Genomic DNA, 19,029 nt, shown 5'->3' with positions numbered 1-19,029 from the left:
CGTGTCGGTTCGGATCGGTTCGGATCGGGGTTCGGTTCAGGGGGTCGGCCGGCCGGTGCGGTCGGTCGGTGCCGGGGATCGGTCACCGGAGCCGGGCAGGTGCGTCGCGTCGGCGATCGCCCATGCGAGCCGGTCCGCCAGCACCGCGCTGTGCGGTGGGTCCACCAGCGTGTGGTGGTCGCCGGGGATCGCGAGGTGACGCACGGCGCTCGCCCGCGCCCTCCACGGTTCCGGGTCCACCAGCGGGGTGGCGAGTTCGGCGTGCACCTCGGACACCGTGAACAGGTGGACAGGGGTGTCGAGGACGGCGTCGGTGCGGTACCCGGCTGCCGCGGCGCCGTTGGCCGACGCGACCCGCAGCATTCGGCGTAGCGCCTGCGGCGCACAGTGCCTCGGGAGGCTGCCGTTGTCGCGTCCCTTGCGGACCAGGGCGTCGAGCAGGGCCTCCTCGTCGAGCGCGCGAGCCTCGTCGGCGTCCAGGCCGGCCGCGAGTCCGTGGCGCAGCAGGTCGTCGTCCCCGGGGTCGGGCTCGGCCCCGGCGCGTGGGCCGGGGGCGGCGGAGTCGATCAGGCCGACGAAGGCGACCCGCTCGCCGGCGGCTTCGAGCCGCGCCGCGATCTCGTAGGCGACGGTGCCGCCGAACGACCAGCCGGCCAACAGGTAAGGGCCGGACGGCACTTCCGCGCGGATCGCCGCGAGGTACCGCTCCGCCATCGCGGACACGTCGTCGAGCGGAGCGTCGTCGGTGTTGCAGCCCACCGCCTCCACACCGAGCACCCGCCGCGAGCCGTCGGCGGTCTTCGCCAGCTCCCGGGCCAGGTCCAGATAGCAGACGACGTCGCCGCCGCGCGGGTGGAACAGGATCAGCGGGGGACGGTCGTCGCCGCCGTCGGAGAGCGGCACCAGCAGCCGGCCGGACGCGGCGGCCGCCTCGGGCAGCGCCTCGCACAGCGACTCGACCGTCGGCCTGCGGAAGACCAGGTTCAGGGGGAGCTCCACCCCGAACTCCGCGCGCACGGCCGTCATCAGCTCGAACGCCTTCAGCGAGTGGCCGCCCAGGGCGAAGAAGTCGTCCCTGACCCCGACCGGTCCGGTGCCGAGCACCGCCTCCCACACCCGGGCCATCCGCAGCTCGGCCGCGTCACGCGGAGCCACCCGCGGCGCGTCACCCGCGCGGTCGGCGCCCGGCGCGGGGGCGGGCAGGGCCCGGCGGTCGAGCTTGCCGTTCGGGGTGAGAGGCAGCCGCTCCAGCGCGGTCAGCACACCGGGCACCATCGGGGCCGGCAGCTCCTCCCTCAGGAAGTTCCGCAGCGCCGTCGGATCGCCGTCCCCGTCCCGCCAGACCACATAGCCGACGAGGACCGCGTCCACACCGCTCCCGTGTACGGCGGCGGCAGCCGCCGCGACCTCGGGACGGCGGGCGAGCGCCGCCTCGATCTCGCCCAGCTCGATACGGTGACCGCGCACCTTGACCTGCCCGTCCGCCCGGCCCCGGTACTCCAGGCCGCCGTCGGGCAGCCTGCGCACCAGGTCACCCGTGCGGTAGAGCCGGTGGCCGTCGTCGAACGGGTCGGCGACGAACCGCTCCGCGGTCAGGGCGGGCCGGCCGTGATAGCCGCGGGCCACCCCGTCCCCGCCGATGTACAACTCGCCGAACACGCCCACCGGCAGCGGTCGCAGCCGCTCGTCGAGCACATGCAGCCGGGTGTTGGCGAGCGCCTTGCCGATCGGCGCCGGCCCGTCGGGGTCCTCGGGGGAGAGCCGGTGAGCCGTCGACCAGACGGTCGTCTCCGTCGGCCCGTACACGTTCCACACGGCGCCCAGCGCGGACCGCATCCGAGCGGCGAGCGCCGTCGGCAGCGCCTCGCCGCCGCACACGGCCCGGACGCTCGGGCTCTCCCAGCCGGCCTCCATCAACTGGTGCCAGGTGGCGGGCGTGGCCTGGACGACCGTGGCCCCGGCCGAGTCCAGCTCCTTCGCCAGCAGCCTGCCGTCGCGGGCGGTCTCACGGTCGACGACCCGCACCCGCGCCCCGCAGGTCAGCGGCACCAGCAGCTCCAGCACGGCGATGTCGAACGACGCGGTGGTGACGGCGGCGACGATGTCGCCGGGGCCGGTCCCGAGCCTGCTCACCATGTCGTGCGTGAAGTTGGCCAGCGCCCGGTGCGACACCATGACGCCCTTGGGCAGGCCGGTCGAACCGGACGTGTACAGCACGTACGCCAGGTCCTCGGGGTGCACCGGGACCGACGCCGCCTCGGGGGCGGCCGTACGGTCTTCCACCAGGTCGGCGACGTCCAGCACCCGCACCGACCCGGAGGCCGGCGGTGTGCCGGCCGGGCCGTCCGAGGCGATCAGCAGCCGCGCGCCGCTGTCCGACAGCATGTGGCCGATCCGCTCGGCCGGATACCCGGGGTCGACCGGAACGTACCGTGCGCCGCTGCGCAGGACACCCAGCAGGGCGACCGGCAGCAGCACGGACCGGTCGACGCTCACGGCGACCGCCGTGCCGGGGCCCGCGCCGAGCGCGGCCAGCCGGCCGGCCACCCGGCCCGACAGGTCCCACAGCCCGGCGTAGTCCAGCCGGCGACGGCCGTCGTCGACGGCCACCGCGTCCGGCGTACGGGCGGCCTGCTCCCGGACGCGCTCGTGCAGCGGCGCGTCCGGGACCGGCTCAGCGGTGTCGTTCCACCGGCCGGCGAACTCCCGCTCCCGGCCCGCCGCGAGCAGCGGCAGGGAGGCGACGCGGGTGTCCGGGGCCGCCACAGCCGCGGACAGCAGCTCCAGCAGGGCCGTGGTCATCCGGGCGACGCTCGGCCGGCCGAAGAGGTCGGTGGCGAACACGGCCTCGCCGCGCAACTCGCCGGCCTCCTCGGTGAAGTAGAGCGACAGATCGAACTTCGAGGCACTGCTGTCCAGTTCGAGGGGCTCGACCGTGAGCCCCGCCGGCAGCCGCGGCGGCGTCGGCTCCTCGTTGAGGACCAGCATCACCTGGAACAGCGGGTTGCGGCTGAGGTCGCGCTCCGGGCGCAGCTCCTCCACCAGCCGTTCGAACGGCACCTCCTGGTGCGCGTACGCCTCCAGCGCCGTGTCCCGGGCCCGGGCGACGAGATCGGCGAAGGCCGGGTCGTCGGAGAGGTCCGCGCGCAGGACGAGGTTGTTGACGAAGAAGCCCACCAGCGGTTCCAGTTCGCCCCGGTCCCGGCCCGCGACGGGCGAGCCGACGGCCACGTCGTGCGTGCCCGCCCAGCGGCCCAGCAGCGCCTGGACGCCGGCCAGCAGCACCATGAACAGGGTCGCCTCGCGGTCCCTGCCGAGCGCGCGCAGTCGCTCCACGAGCGGCGCGGGCACCGTGAACGAGTGCCGGTCGCCGCGTCCCGAAGGGGCGGCGGGACGCGGGCGGTCCGTGGGCAGTTCGAGCGGGGCGAGCCCCGCCAGCCGCTCCCGCCAGTACGCGAGCTGCCCCTCCAGCAGCTCACCGCTGAGCCGCTCACGCTGCCAGGCGGCGAAGTCACGGTAGGAGACGGAGAGTTCAGGCAGCGGTTCGGCGCCGTCCCCGGTCCGCGCGCGGTAAGCGGCGAAGAAGTCCCGCCAGAACACCCCGGCCGACCATCCGTCGAAGGCGGCGTGGTGGGCGACGACCACGAGGAGGTGCTCGCGCGGCGCGGTCCTGATCAGCCGGGCGCGCACCAGGGGCGCGCGGGTCAGGTCGAAGGGCAGGGCGGCGTCCGCAGCGGCCAGCTCCATGGCCCGACGGCCGGCCGGTTCGGCGTCCTCGCCGGACAGGTCCGTGAAGACCGGTTCGAACACGTCGGCCGGTTCGGTCACCAGCCGGGCGGATCCGGCGGGGCCGCCCTCCTCGACACGGGAGCGCAGCACCTCGTGCCGGCTGACGACGTCCCGCAGCGCGCCGAGGGCGGCCTGCGCGTCGAGCGCCCCCGTCAGACGCGTCGTGCCGGGCATGTTGTAGTCCGGGCGGCCCGGCTGGAGCCGGTCGAGCAGCCACAGCCGCTGCTGGCCGAAGGAGAGCGGTGACGGCCCCGCCGGCAGCACCGGGATCCCCGGTTCCTCGTCCGCGCCGAGGGACGCGAGGGCGCGGGCGAAGTCCTCGGCGACCGGGTGCCGGAACAGGGAACGCATCGGCACGTCCAGGCCGAGCAGCCTGCGCAGCCGGGACACCACCCGCGTCGCCTTCAGCGAATGCCCGCCCCGCTCGAAGAAGTGGTCCCGGACGCCGACCGGGCCGTCCCCGAGGACCTCCTCCCAGACCTGGACGACCGTACGCTCCAGCGCCGTCCGGGGCGCGACGTGCGTCCGGCCCGCGCCGCCCGTGCCCGGCGCGGGGGCGGGCAGCGCCTTGCGGTCCGTCTTGCCGTTGGGCGTCAGCGGCAGCGCGTCCAGCACCACGACCGACGACGGCACCAGCGCGGCCGGCAGGGTCGCGCGCACGGTGTCCAGCACCTCTGCCGGACCGCCGTGCGGCGCCCCGTCCGCGTGCCACTCCACATAGGCGACCAGGGTGCGGTCGGCGCCCGTGCCGTGCGCGGCCACCGCCGTGCGGGCCACGGCGGGATGCCGCAGCACCGCGGCCTCGACCTCGCCCAGCTCCACCCGGTGCCCGCGCACCTTCACCTGGTTGTCGCGCCTGCCGTGGAACTCCAGCACCCCGTCCGACCGCAGCCGGGCCAGGTCGCCGGTCCGGTACATACGGCTCCCGGGCGGACCGTAGGGGTCGGGCACGTAGGCCGTGGCGGTGTGGCCGGGGTCGCCGAGGTAGCCGCGGGCCACACCGCGACCGGCGATGAACAGCTCGCCGACCGCGCCCGCCGGCAGGAGCTCCAGACGCGGGCCCAGGACGCGCACCCGCGCGCCGGGCAGGGGCCTGCCGATCGGGACGCGCCCACGGGCCACGTCCTCGTCGGTGACGACGTGGTACGTCGTGGTGTTGGTGCACTCGGTGGGCCCGTACTGGTTGACCAGCCGCAGCCGGTCCCGGCCGCCCAGCGCCCGCGCCGCGTCGGCGAGCGGCGCGGTGAGCGCCTCGCCGGTCGTCAGCACCAGCCGCAGGTCCGCGGACGGGCCCGGCGACGCGGCCACGACGAGGGCGAGCATCGACGGGACGACGGACAGGACCGCCGTGACCCGCTCGGTGTGCAGCAGACGGGCCAGCGCGTCCGGGTCGTCCGCCTCCTCGCCGGTGGCCAGCACCACGCGGCCGCCCGTCGCCAGCGGGGCGAACAGGTCGCGCACCGACGGGTCGAAGGTGAGCGCGGTCCGCGCGAGGACCGTGTCCTCCTCGCCGAGAGCGAACGTGCCGGTCAGCGCGGCCAGATAGCCGGTGATCGCCGCGTGCGGCACCGCGACGCCCTTGGGACGCCCGGTGGAGCCGGAGGTGTAGAGCAGATAGGCGAGGTCGCCGGGGCCGGCCTCGGCGGGCGGCGGCGTCGCCGGCAGCGCGTCGATCAGCGGCCGCTCCCGGTCCAGGTCCAGCACCGTCACACCGTCCGGGAGCCCGGCCACCGCGACCTCGCCGGACGACCCGTCCGTCACCGCCACCCGCGTCGCGCTGTCGGCGAGGACCGTGCGGACGCGCTCGGCGGGCTGACCGGGGTCCACCGGCACGTACGCCGCGCCCGACTTGAGCACGGCCAGGACGGCGACGACCGTCCGGGTACCGCGTCCGGTCATCACGGCGACCGTCGACCCCGCGCCGGCGCCCAGCTCACGCAGCCGCCGGGCGAGCCGGTTGGCGTCGGCGTCCAGCTCCCCGTACGTGGTGGAGCGTCCCGCGCAGGTCACGGCGAGGGCGTCGGGCCGGCGGCGGGCCTGTTCCTCGACCAGGGCGTGCAGGGTGCCGGCCCGGGCGGGCTGCTCCCGCTCGCCGGGCGCGTCCGCGCCGAGCAGCGCGGCACGTTCCGCCTCCGACAGCACCTCCAGCCGGGACAGCGGAGTGTCCGGGCCGGCCGCGGCCGAGCGCAGCAGCCGCGCGTAGTGGCCGGCGAAGCGCTCCATCGTGGCCTGGTCGAACAGGTCCGACGCGTAACTCAGGGTGCCGGTGAGTCCGCCCCGGTGCTCGGTGACGGCGAGGCTCAGGTCGAACTTGGCCGTGCCGTTCACGGTGTCCAGCGAGGTGGTGCGCACGCCCTCCAGAGGCAGGGTGTCCAACTGCTCGGGGTGCAGCTGGAAGAGGACGTCGAAGAGCGGGTTGCGGCTCAGGTCACGCTCCGGGCGCAGCTCCTCCACCAGCCGGTCGAAGGGCACGTCCTGATGCTCGAAGGCCGCCAGCGCCGTCTCCCGCACTCGGCGCACGGCCTTGCCGAACGTCGGGTCGCCGGACAGATCGGTGCGCAGCACCAGCGTGTTCACGAAGAACCCGATGAGCGGCTCCAGTTCGGTCCGGTCCCGGCCCGCGACCGGTGAGCCCACCGCCAGGTCGTCCTGCCCTGTCCACCGGGCCAGCAGGGACTGGAAACCGGCCAGCAGCACCATGAACAGCGTCGCCCCTTGCTCACGGGCGAGCGCGCCCAGCCGCCCGGCGAGTTCCGACGGCAGCTCGAAGGTGAGCACCCCGCCCGCGCCGGTGCGGGTGTGCGGCCGGGGTCGGTCCGTGGGCAGCTCCAGCGCGGGCAGGCCGGCGAGCCGCTCCCGCCAGTGCGCGATGCCGCGGTCGGCGGCTCCCTCCGCCAGCCGGCGCTGCTGCCAGTGCGCGTAGTCGCCGTACTGGACGGGCAGGGCGGGCGGCGCGGGGCGCTCACCGCGCCGCAGGGCCGTGTAACCGTCCGACAGCTCCCGCCACAGCACGGGCATCGACCAGCCGTCGCCCACGGTGTGGTGCAGGACGAGGACGAGCAGATGTTCCTCGGCGTGGACGCGCACCAGACGGGCCCGCAGCAGCGGCGCACGGGTCAGGTCGAACGGGGCGGCGGCGTCCGAGTGCGCCAGGCCGAGGGCCCGCGACCGGGCCTCGTCCGGCGGCAGCCCGTCGAGATCGGTCAGGAGCGGCTCGAACACCTCGGCGGGCTCCACCAGTTGGACGGGCCCGTCCGCATCCTCGGTCAGCCGCGAACGCAGCACCTCGTGCCGCGCGACGACCTCGCGCAGCGCGTCCAGCAGGGCGTCCGCGTCGAGCGCGCCCTCCAGCCGGACGGCGACGGGGATGTTGTAGTCCGGGCGGCCCGGCTGGAGCTGGTCCAGGAACCACAGGCGCTGCTGGGCGAAGGACAGCGGGGCGGTGCTCCCGGCGGGACGCGGCACGACCCGGTCCGCGACGGCGTCCGGCGCGTCGAGCCGCAGCGCGTCCACGGCGGTGGCGAACCGCTCCAGCACCGGGTGCTCGAACAGCAGCCGCAGCGGCACCTCGACGCCCAGCCGCGCCCCGAGACGGGACACCGTCCGGGTGGCGCGCAGGGAGTGGCCGCCGAGGGCGAAGAAGTCGTCGTGCCGGCCGACGCGGCCGGTGCCGAGCACCTCGCCCCACACCTCGGCGGCGAGCCGTTCGGTCTCCGTGCGCGGCTCCGCGAACTCGGCTCTGCGCAGGGCCTGTTCACCAGGAGCGGGCAGGGCGCGCCGGTCGAGCTTGCCGTTGGGCGTCGTCGGCAGGCCGGGCACCGGCACGATCGCGGCGGGGAGCATGTACGCGGGCAGCCGGTCCGTGAGCGCGCGGTGCAGCTCCTCGGGTACGACGTCCGCGCCGGGTGCGGCCACCACGTAGGCGACCAGGCAGAGTTCGCCCGGGGTGTCCTCGCGGACGACGACCGCGGCGCGGCCCACGCCCGGGCACCGGGTCAGCTCGGCCTCGACCTCGCCCGGCTCGATGCGGAAACCGCGGATCTTCACCTGCTGGTCGGCACGGCCCAGGTAGTCGACGGCACCGTCCGGGCGCCGCCGGGCCAGGTCCCCGGTGCGGTACATCCGCGCCCCGGGCGGCCCGTAGGGGTCGACGGCGAACCTGTCCGCCGTCAGCCCCGGCCGGCCGAGGTAGCCGCGGGCGACACCGGTGCCGCCGACGCACAGTTCACCGACCGCGCCCTCCGGCACCGGGCGCCCGCGCTCGTCGAGCACGTACAGGCGGGTGTCGTCGAGCGCCGAGCCGATCGGCACCCGGCCCTCCACCTCGGCGCCGGCCTCCAGCCGGTGCGCGGTGGCGAACGTGGTCGTCTCGGTGGGGCCGTAGACGTTCACCAGCACGGTGCCGGGAGCCGCCTCCAGGGCCCGCCGGAAGGACACGGGACTCGCGGCCTCTCCGCCGGTCCACACCTCCCGCAGCTCGGTGAGCAGTTCCACGCGCTCCTCGACGACCAGGTCGAACAGGGCGGCGGTGAGGAACAGCGCGGTGATCCGGTGCTCGCGCACCAGACGGGCGAGCGTGTCGGCGCCGATCCGGCCGGGCGGCGCCATCACCACCGTGCCGCCCGTCAGCAAGGGCGTCCACACCTCGTACGTGGAGGCGTCGAAGGCGAGCGGCGAGTGGGCGAGGACCCGGCGGTGGGCCGCGCCGAAGGCGGAGTCGCGAGCGAGGGCCGCGATGTTCCCCTGGGTCACGCCGATCCCCTTCGGCTCGCCCGTCGAACCGGAGGTGTACATGACGTAGGCGAGCTGGTCAGAGGTGCACACCACAGCGTCGGGGCGGCCGGGGGCGCACACCACAGCGTCGGGCCGGGCAGGGCCGGCCGTGTCGATCGCAGGGCCCTCGGTGGCGTCGAGCACCGGCACCGGCGACCCCGCGACCGCCTCGTGCCCGGCCAGGGCCGCGTCGGTGAGCAGCAGCCGGGCACCGGTGCGTTCCAGCATCCAGTGCAGGCGCTGTACGGGGAAGGCCGGGTTGAGCGGCACGTACGCGCCGCCCGTCTTCAGCACCGCCAGCATCGCGACCGGCACGTGCACGGAGCGGTCCATGAACAGCGCCACCGGCGTCTCGCGCACCACCCCGTCCGCCCGCAGCCGCGCCGCCAACGCGTCCGAGCGCGCGTCGAGTTCGGCGTAGGTGAGCCGGTCGTCGCCGCAGACCACGGCCGTCGCGCCGGGGGAGCGGAGGACCTGTGCGGCGAACAGCTCGCCCGGTGTGGCGGGGGCCAGGTCCTCGCGCACCGTGCCGTGGCCGTGGGCGACGAGGCGAGCGGCGGAGTCGTCGCCGGGCAGCAGCTCGGCGAGCGGCCGGTCGGGGGCCTCCACGACCGCGGACAGCAGCTCCAGATAGTGCCCCAGCAGCAGTTCGGCGGTGGCCGGGTCGAACAGATCGGTGTCGGCCACCAGCGAACCGGTGCAGCGGTCGGCCCCTTCGGAGACGAACACGCTGAGATCGAACAGCGACGCGCCGAAGTCGCACCTCAGGGTCTCGACGCCCACCCCCGGCAGCCGCAGCGCCGCCGTCTCCTCGCTCGCGGCGGCGAACATCACCTGCACCAGCGGATTCATGTCGCCGGACCGCTCGGGGCTCAGATGCTCCACCAACCGGTCGAACGGCACCTCCTGGTGGTCGTAGGCGTCCAGCGACACCCGCCGGACCCGGCCCAGCAGCTCCCCGAAGCCGATGTCGCCCGACAGGTCGGTGCGCAGCACCAGGGTGTTGACGAAGAAGCCGATGAGCGGCTCCAGTTCGACCCGGTCACGGCCGGCGACCGGTGTGCCGACCGCGATGTCCGTACGGCCCGACACCCGGGCCAGGACCGCCTGGAAGGAGGCGAGCAGCGTCATGAACAGCGTGACGCCGTGCGCCTCGGCCAGCCGGCGCAGCCGGTCGGTGAGCTCCTGGTCGAGGGTGAACTCCACGCTGTGCCCCGCGCCGCTGCGGCGGGTGGGCCGCGGCCGGTCCGCCGGCAGCTCCAGCGGCTCCAGACCGGCCAGCCGCTCCTCCCAGTGCCGCAGCCCGGCGTCCAGGGCGCCGCTGGTCAGGCGCTCCCGCTGGCGGCGGGCGTGGTCCTGGTAGGCGACGGGCAGATCGGGCACGCGCGGCGGCACGTCCCGCAGGAGGGCCGCGTAGCCCTCGGACAGCTCCTGCCACAGCAGGGACATCGACCAGCCGTCGGTGGCTATGTGATGGACCACCAGCACCAGTACGTGGTCGTCCGTGCCGAGGCGGATGAGCAGGGCGCGCAGCAGCGGTCCGGCGGCGAGGTCGAACGGCCGGCGGGCCTCCTCCCGGGCCAGGTCCAGGGCGCGGCGCTCGACGTCCGCCGCCGGGACGTCGTCACCGGCCGGGCCGAGGTCGAGCAGAGCCAACGGCACCTCGTGCGGGGCGGGGAGCACGACCGGGACCGGCTGCCCGTCGTGCTCCTCGAACACCGTCCGCAGCGGCGCGTGGCGTCCCACGACGGCGGTCAGACTGCGCCGCAGCAGGTCCCGGCGCAGCGGGCCGCGCAGCCGTACGACCTCGGGTATCGCGTAGCCGGGCGCGCCGCCCCGCATCCGGTCCACCAGCCACATGCGCTCCTGGGCGAACGAGGCGACGGGGGGCGCGGGGGCGGCGGACGCGGAGGTGGGGGACGTGGGTGCGGCGGGCGTGGAGCCGGGGGACGCGAACGTGTCGGGTGCGGACGTCTCGCCCGTGACCGCCGACGCCTCCGCCAGGGCCGACCGCACGCGGCGGCGCATCAGCTCTCGGGCGGCGGTCAGCCGGCTGTCGGCGGCGCCCGGCGTGCTCTCCTGGATGGTCACGAGGTCTCTCCCTGCGAAGCGTGGGCCACGGAAGACGTGAGGGACGTGCTTGACGTGGGGGATGTCGGGGACATGAGGGGCAGCGCATCGTCCGCCGTCGAGGCGGCGATGTCGTCGAGGAGGGCGGTCTCGACCGCCGCGGCGAGCGCGGCGACGGTCCGCTGTTCGAACAGGGTGTGCAGAGGCAGCTCCAGGGCCAGCGACTGGCGCAGCCGCGCCGCGACCCGGGTGGCGCTCAAGGAGTGGCCGCCGAGGGCGAAGAAGTCGTCGTGGCGTCCGATGGCCTCGACGCCGAGGACCGTGCGCCACACGGCCGCGACCAGCTCCTCGATCTCGCCGTCCGGCGGTTCGTGCCCGGTGGGCGCCGCGGTAGGCGCCGGCAGGGCCCTGCGGTCGAGCTTGCCGTTGGCCGTGACGGGCAGCGCGTCCACGACGACCACCAGCGGCACCATGTACTCGGGCAGGCTCCGCGCCAGCTCGGCGCGCAGCGCCGCAGCGTCCGGCGCCGCTTGCGACGCCGGTACGACATAGCCGACGAGCCTGCGTTCACCCGGCGTGTCCTCACGGACCACGACCGCGGCCCGTCCCACCCCGTCCTGCCGCGCGAGGGCGGTCTCGATCTCGCCGAGCTCGATCCGGAAGCCGTGGATCTTCACCTGGTCGTCGGTGCGGCCGAGGTACTCGACCGCGCCGTCCGCCCGCAGCCGGGCGATGTCGCCGGTGCGGTACATCCGCGATCCCGGCGGCCCGAACGGGTCGAGCGGGAAGCGCTCCGCGGTCAGCGCGGGCCGCCGCAGATAGCCGCGGGCCAGGCCCGCACCGGCGAGGAACAACTCGCCCGGGAACCCGGCCGGCACGGGCCGGCCCGCCGGATCGAGAACGTACAGCGCGGTGTTCCAGATCGGCCGCCCGATGGGCACCGGCCCCTCGTCCGTGCGGCGGCAGTCCCAGTGGGTGACGTCGACGGCCGCCTCGGTGGGCCCGTACAGGTTGTGCAGCGGTACGTCGAGCACGTCGAGGAAGCGGTTCTTCAGCTCCTCGGGCAGCGCCTCGCCGCTGCACACCACCCGGCGCAGCGAACGGCAGCCGGCGGCGGCGGGCTCCGCCACGAACGCGGCCAGCATGGAGGGCACGAAGTGCGCGGTGGTCACGGACTCCTGCTGGATCACCCGTGCCAGGTACGCCGGGTCCTTGTGCCCGCCGGGCTCGGCGACCACCAGGGCGGCGCCGGTCAGCAGCGGCCAGAAGAACTCCCACACCGACACGTCGAAGCCGAACGGCGTCTTCTGCAACACCCGGTCGTCGCGCCCGAGTCGGTACCGGTCCTGCATCCACAGCAGCCGGTTGACGATCGCGGAGTGCTCGACGACGACGGCCTTGGGGCGGCCGGTGGAGCCGGAGGTGTAGATGACGTAGGCGGGGTGGGCCGGCAGCGGCCCGCCCGATCCGTCCGGCCCGTCGGCCGCCCCCGGGGTCGCCGTGGACGCCGCGGATGCGGGCCCCGTCGTACCGCCGTGTCTCGCGTCCAGGAGCAGCCGGGGCGCCGACGCCTCGGACGGGAGCCCGTCGGCCACGTCGGAGGTGGTCAGCAGCAGCACCGGCGCCGCGTCGGACAGCATGAACGCGATGCGCTCCGCCGGCAGGGAGGGGTCCACCGGGAGGTAGGCCGCACCCGACTTGAGGACGGCGAGCAGCGCCACGACGAGTTCGGTGGACCGGTGCAGGGCGACCGCGACGATCTCCTCCGGGCGCGCGCCCCGCGCACGGAGCCCGGCGGCGAGCGCCTCGGCGCGGGCGTCGAGTGCGGCGTACGTCAGACGCTCGTCGCCGAACACCGTCGCGAGGGCGTCCGGGGTGCGCGCGGTCTGCCGCTCGAACAGTTCCACGAGCGTGGTCGCGGGCACGGGCGCCGCCGTGTCGTTCCACTGCGCGATCAACCGGTGCTGCTCGGCCGGGACGACGTCGACCTCGCCCACGGTCGTCGTCTCCGTCTCCTCGGCGACCGCCGTCAGCAGCTGCTGGAGTCCCTCGGCGACGCTCAGCGCGGCGCGCGCGTCGAGGACGTCCGGCCGGTGGTCGAGGTGGAGCCGCAGCCGCTCTCCCGGCAGGACGATGAGGTTGACGGTGTAGTGCGTCGCGTCCGACCCGTCGACGGCGGCCAGCCGCACCTCCCTGGCCAGGTCCCGCATCTCCGCGAGGTCCAGGGGATAGTTCTCGACGACGACCGCGGTGTCGAACAGGGTGCCGAGGCCGGCCGCCCGCTGAATGTCCGCCAGCCCCAGGTGCTGGTGGTCCATCAGCGGGGCCTGCTCGTCCTGGAAGCGGGTGAGGGCGGCGAGCAGGGTCTCCTCGTCCCGCACCCGGAAGCGCACCGGCAGGGTGTTGATCAGCAGCCCCACCATGCGCTCGATCCCCGCGACCGGCGCGGTGCGCCCGGAGACGGTGCCGCCGAAGACCACGTCGTCACGGGCCGTCAGCCGGGCCAGCAGAATGGCCCAGCATCCCTGGACGACGCTGTTGAGGGTGATGCCCGCCGACCGGGCCCTCCGGGTGAGCCGGGCGGTCGCCTCCGGTGACAGCTCCACCGTGGTCCGCTCGGGCAGCGCGCCGAGCTTGTTCGGGTCCGCAGAACCCAGCAGGGTGGGCTCGTCCAGGCCCGCCAGCGCGTCCCGCCAGGCCGCCGTCGCCGTCTCCCGGTCCTGGTCGGCCAGCCACGCGAGGTGGTCACGGTAGGGAACCGCCGCGGGAGTGCCGGAGCGGGGCGCGGTGCCGGTCAGGTCCGCGTAGCCGGTGAGGAGTTCGCGCAGCAGGACGGCGGAGGACCAGCCGTCCCACAGGATGTGATGGTTCGTCATCAGCAGCCGGTGCCGGTCCTCGCCCGTGCGGACCAAGGTGAAGCGCACCAGCGGAGGCCGATCCAGGTCGAAGCGCCGTGCCCGGTCGTCGGCGAGCAGCCGCTCCCAGACGGCTTCGCGTTCCGGCGCCGGGTGCGCGGCGAGGTCGACCGAGGCCCACGGGACGTCGATGTCGCCGGCGACCACCTGCACGGGACGGTCGAGCCCACGGTCGGTGAACGCCGCACGCAGCGCGTCGTGCCGCTCCAGCAGGGCGCCGCAGGCCCGCCGCAGGGCGCCCGCGTCGAGCGCTCCGTCCAGGGTCAGGACGATCTGGCCGGTGTAGGCGTCCGTGCCGGTGGCGTCGTACGCGGCGTGGAAGAACAGCCCCTCCTGCAAGGGCGACAGGGGCAGTACGTCGGTCAGTCCCGGGTGGCGTTCGGCGAGGCCGTCCATGTCCGCACGGGACAGGCCGGCCGGCGCGAGGTCGGAGCGGACGGGACCGGCCGGGGCCGCGTTCGCCGCGTCGACCGCGTCGACCGCGTCGGTCGCCTCGGCCGACGACACGGCCAGCAGGCGCAGGGCCGCCAGCCAGGCGTCGGCGAGGGCGTCGGCCTCTTCCTGCGCCAGCAGGCCCTCCGGCCAGGTCAGCACGGCGGTGAGGGAGGGACCGTCCGCCTCCTCCACCGCCAGCGCGTCGATCTGGAGACAGTGGTCGACCGGCATCGCGGGATCGGCGTGGGCGGCCAGCGCACCCGCGCCGGGGGCCGGGCTCCATGGTCCGTGGTCCGCCCCGTCGAACCGGCCCAGGTAGTTGAACAGCACACGAGGCTGGGGGAGTCGGGCCAGTTCACCCGCGGTCGCCGGGTTCAGACGGCTCAACAACCCGTAACCGGTGCCGTGGTCGGGGACCGCGGCCAGGCAGCCGTGCACCCGCCCGGCCACTGCGGCGAGCGCGTCGCCGTCGCCCTTTCCGGCAGCGGCCAGATCGAGACCGCGCAGATCGAGCCGGACCGGGTACTGGGTGGTGAACCAGCCCACCGTGCGCGACAGATCGTGCCGGCCCGTGCGGTCCGCCCGGCCGTGCCCCTCCAGGTCCAGCAGCAGCGAGCCGGGGCCGCGGCCCCCGCCGACACTGGGGTGATGGGCGGCCAGTGCCAGCGCCGTCAGCAACACCTCGGCGGGGCCGGTGCGAAGTGCCGCCGGCACGGACGTCAGCAGGGGTCCGGCGGTCTTCGCCGGCAGGGTCAGCGTACGGGTGCGGGTGGTGCCGACGGTGTCTCGCGCCGGGTCGGGCGCCCGCTCCCACAGCGGGGGCGTCGCGTCCCCTTCGGGCGAGGCTGCGCCCCGGCCGCTGCCCGTACCCGCGTCCGTCTTCGTGCCCGCATCCGCGTCCGGCGCCAGGGTCCTCCGCCAGTAGGGAAGTTCGGCCAGCACCTCGGGGGAGGCGGCCAGTTCCCGGAGGTGGGCGGCCCATGCGCGGAACGGCGTGCCCGCCCCCTGCGGCGGCGACACCGCGTCCTGGTGACCGGCCGCCGTGCTCCCGCCGCCTGCCGCCGCGGTCCCGTCATCGGACACCGCGTCCCAGGCGGCCGCGAGGTCGTCGAGCAGAATGCGCCAGGACACGCCGTCCACGGCCAGGTGGTGGACGCACAGCAGCAGCCGGTCCGGCTGCCCGTCACGGCCGTCCCACCGCACGGCCCGCACCAGGACCCCGCGGGCCGGGTCCAGCTCCGCCGCCGCGGCAGCCCCGGCGGTGCGTGCGTCGAAGGGCTCGTCCGCCCGCCGCAGCACCTCGGCGGCGGCCACCGACCCGGGCTCGCCGATCACGAGCGCGGGCCGCCCGTCCGGCCCTTCGGCCACCCGCATCCGCAGCGCCGCGTGACGGTCCAGGACCGTCTGCAGGGCGCGGGCCAGCCGGGCGTCGTCCGCGCCGACGGGCAGGGTGAGGGTCATCGACTGGCTGAAACGGCCGATCGGCCCCGGCCCGTCGAGCAGCCACCGCATCACGGGTGTGGCCGCCGACTCCCCGGACTCCGCGACGGATTCGGCCCCTTCCGACGTGGCGGCCGGCGCACCGACGGCGGTGGCGAGCGCGGCCGGCGTCTTGTGCGTGAAGACGTCGCCCAGCGTGAACGTGAGCCCCCGTGCGCGGGCGCGGCTGACCATGGTGAGGGCGGCGATGCTGTCGCCGCCGAGGGAGAAGAAGTTGTCGTCGGGCGCGACGGCGCGGCCCAGCACGTCCGCGAAGAGCGCGCACAGGGTGCTCTCGGCCCCCGCCGCGGGCTCGCGCGCGGGTGCGTCCGGTTCCGGCTCCTGGTCCGGTCCGGGCGTGGGCAGCGCCCTGCGATCGACCTTCTTGCTGGCCGTCAGAGGCAGTGCGTCCAGGGCGACGAAGATGTGGGGCACCATGTAGGGCGGCAGGAACTCCGCCAGATGCGCAGCCAGTTCGGCCGGAGCGGCGACCGCCCCGCCGGGTTCCGGCGCGACGAACGCGACGAGACGCCGCCCGCCGCCCGGTGCGGGCCGCACGTCGACCGCCGCCTGGCGCACCGAGGGGTGACGGCCCAGAACGGTCTCGATCTCGCCCAGCTCGACGCGGTAGCCGTTCACCTTGACCTGCTGGTCGATACGGCCCAGGTACTCCAGGTCGCCGTCCGCCGACCAGCGCACCAGATCGCCCGTGCGGTACATCCGGGATCCGGGCACGTCCGAGAAGGGGTCGGGCACGAAACGCCCGGCGGTCAGTCCCGGGCGCCCGGCGTACCCCTGCGCCAGACCGGCGCCCGCCACGCACAGCTCGCCCGCCGCGCCGGGAGGCAGCAGCCGAAGCCGTGAATCCACCACATAGGCGCGGTGGTTGACCATCGGCCGCCCGATGGGCGGCACCCTGCCGCCGTCACCGGGCGCGCACCGGTGCATGGTCACCTCGACCGTGGCCTCGGTGGGACCGTAGCCGTTCCACACCTCGCGGCCGCCGGCCGCCCAACGGGCCACGGCGTCGGCCGACGGCGCCTCGCCGCCGGTGGACAGGAAGCGCAGGTCGGGGAGCGCGCCCGGCTCCAGCAGCGGCAGCAGCGCGGACGGCAGGTCGGCGACCGTGACCGCCTGACGGGCCATCAGCGACTGGAGCCGGTCCAGGTCCGTCCGCTCCTCGTCGGTGGCCAGGACCAGCGTGCCGCCGCTCAGCAGCGCGCCGAACACGTCGAGCACGGACACGTCGAAGGACAGCGCCGCGAACCCGAGGAACCGCTCGCCCTCGCCTCGACCGGCCTCGACGCCCGCCACCGCGAGATGGGCGTACACGAAGTCGACCGCGGCGGCATGCGGCACGACGACGCCCTTCGGCTCGCCGGTGCTGCCCGAGGTGTAGAGCAGATACGCAGCCGAGAGCGCCGGCACCACCGCACGCCCCGCCGCGCCCGCCACGCCAGGGCCGCCCGGGACGCCCGCGCCGCGCGCCTCCCGTGCCGACACCACGGCCGTGCCCTCCGGCACCACCCCATCGGTGTCCGCATCGGCGACGACGGCGGCGATGCCGGCCCGCTCCACCACGTGGGCGACGCGGGCCGCGGGCAGCGCCGGATCCAGCGGCACGTAGCAGCCACCCGCTTTGAGCACACCGAGCAACGCGGCGACCATCGCGGGCGAACGCCGCACACGCACCCCGACCGGCCGTCCCGGCTCCGTCGACGGACGCAGCCGTCCGGCCAGTTCCTCCGCCCAGGCGTCGAGAGCGCCGTACGTCACCTCCTCGCCGTCACAGACGACGGCGACGGCGTCCGGGGTGCGCGCCGCCTGCTCCTCGAAGAGCTCGTGCAGACAGCGGCCCGCGGGCGCGTCGCCCCTCCCGCCGTCCGCGAAGACGGTGAGACGGCGCTCGTCGTCCGGTGTGAGCAGCTCCAGGGAGTCCACGACGGCCTCCGGCCCGGCGGCTGCCAGGCCGGCCAGGAACCGAGTGAACCGCTCCCGGTGGGAATGTGCCTCCGCCGCGTCCGCTTCACCGGCGTCCGCCTCGACCTGCACGGTCAGCGGACTGTCGCCGCCCCGGTCGTAGACGTTCAGCGTGAGATGGTCGACCGGGCCGACGGACAGGTTGTGGACGGTGGCCGGCGCCCCGCCGAAGGTCAGTCCGTAGTCGAAGGACATCAGATTGACGGTGGCGTCCCAGAGCCGCGCACCCCCGTGCACCTCCTCGATGCGGTACCGCTGATGCCGCAGCACGTCCTTGATGCCGGCCGAGGTGCGGCGCACCAGCTCGCCGAGCGTCGTCGAGCCCGTGACGGCCAGGCGCAGCGGGAGAACCCGCGAGAACATGCCGGGCGTACGACGGGCGGCGGCCGTGGCGCGACCGGTCACGGGCAGCCCCAGCACCACGTCCTCGGCGCCGTTCACCCGGTGCAGATAGGCGGCGGCCGCCGCGATGACGAGGGCGGACCACCGTGTCCCGTACTCCCGGGCGGCCTCACGCAACAGCCGCGCGTCACGGTCCGGCACGTCCCCCCTGACCCGTACGACGTCACGCGTCGCCGCGGCGGGACCGCCACCACCCGGCCGCCCCGCGAACCCGACGGGCTCCGGGGCGCCGGCCAGCACGCCCTGCCAGAACGCCCGGTCGGCCTCCCGCGCGTCGGAGGCGAGGTAGGCCTCCTCCTCGGCCACGATCTGCCGCCACGGCGCCGCGTCGGACGGCGGCACGGTCCCGCCGGCGACCAGCGCGGAGTAGTGTTCGGCGACCCGGCGGGCGATGAGAGGCCCGCTCACGCCGTCGGCGACGATGTGGTGGTATCCCTGCATCCAGCAGAACGACTCGGGACCGGTGCGCACCAGCAACTGCCGGTGCACATCACCGGTGGCCGGGTCCATGGGCCTGTCCAGCTCGGCCCGCATGAGAGCCTCGGCCGCGGCGACGGGATCGGGGTCGCCGCTCACGTCGGCGGTCCGAAGCCGGAACGGCGGCAGCCCGGCCGGCCCCTGCCGCACCGCCCCGCCGCTCTCCCCGAAGCGCATCCCGAGCGTCTCGGTCTCCGCCAGCATCCGCCGCAGCGCCTCCTCGAAGAGCTCAGCGTCCAGGGCTCCGTGAATCTCGAGATACTCGCCGATGGCGTAGTCACGACGCAGGGGGTCCAGTCGCTGCGCGAACCAGACACCGGCCTGTGCCGAGGTCAGGGGCAGCGAACCGTGGTCATCAGTGGGCATGGGGGCGAATCTCCTCGGGTTCGTTCGACGACGACACCTTCCGCGATGACCAACGGCCGTGAAAGTCACCGGAATTCGCCTCTTGACACTGCTGCCCCGGCTCCGGGACGTTCCCGGTAACGGAATCCCGTGACAGACGAGCAGGGGAGCGCGGTCCGCGAGGGCGCGTCGGCCGCTGGCGTGGCGGCCAGGAGATCGCCACGACGCCCAACCGGCTCTTCGGGGTCACGGGAGGGGTGCAGGTGGCTGGATCGTGTCTGCGCGCCAGGCCGTGCGGACCGGCTTCGGCGCACCCTCTGGGCAGTCAGTCAGGGCAACGGCGGAGCGGCGCCCGCGAGGAGGG

2 protein-coding genes are annotated in these 19,029 nt (G+C 75.3%); both read right to left on the bottom strand.

Going from position 1 to position 19,029, the window contains the following annotated elements; genetic code table 11:
* Positions 1 to 36 precede the first annotated feature (36 nt).
* Complete coding sequence (locus ACIRS4_RS02800) at positions 37 to 10,653, bottom strand: amino acid adenylation domain-containing protein (protein ID WP_404188944.1); 10,617 nt, start codon at positions 10,651 to 10,653, stop codon at positions 37 to 39.
* Positions 10,650 to 18,686 carry an amino acid adenylation domain-containing protein gene (locus tag ACIRS4_RS02795; protein ID WP_404188941.1) on the bottom strand — a complete coding sequence of 2,679 codons (8,037 nt, stop codon included), beginning with the start codon at positions 18,684 to 18,686 and terminating at the stop codon, positions 10,650 to 10,652. The genes ACIRS4_RS02800 and ACIRS4_RS02795 overlap by 4 nt, the downstream gene beginning before the upstream one ends.
* Positions 18,687 to 19,029 lie beyond the last annotated feature (343 nt).

It is taken from the genome of Streptomyces sp. NPDC101166, assembly GCF_044768125.1.
Taxonomy (GTDB): domain Bacteria; phylum Actinomycetota; class Actinomycetes; order Streptomycetales; family Streptomycetaceae; genus Streptomyces.
This window is presented reverse-complemented; position numbering and strand designations above follow the sequence as displayed.

Excerpts from the sequence above, each read along its gene's own strand:
- ACIRS4_RS02795 (WP_404188941.1), bottom strand. The coding sequence starts at position 18,686 with ATGCCCACTGATGACCACGGTTCGCTGCCCCTGACCTCGGCACAGGCC.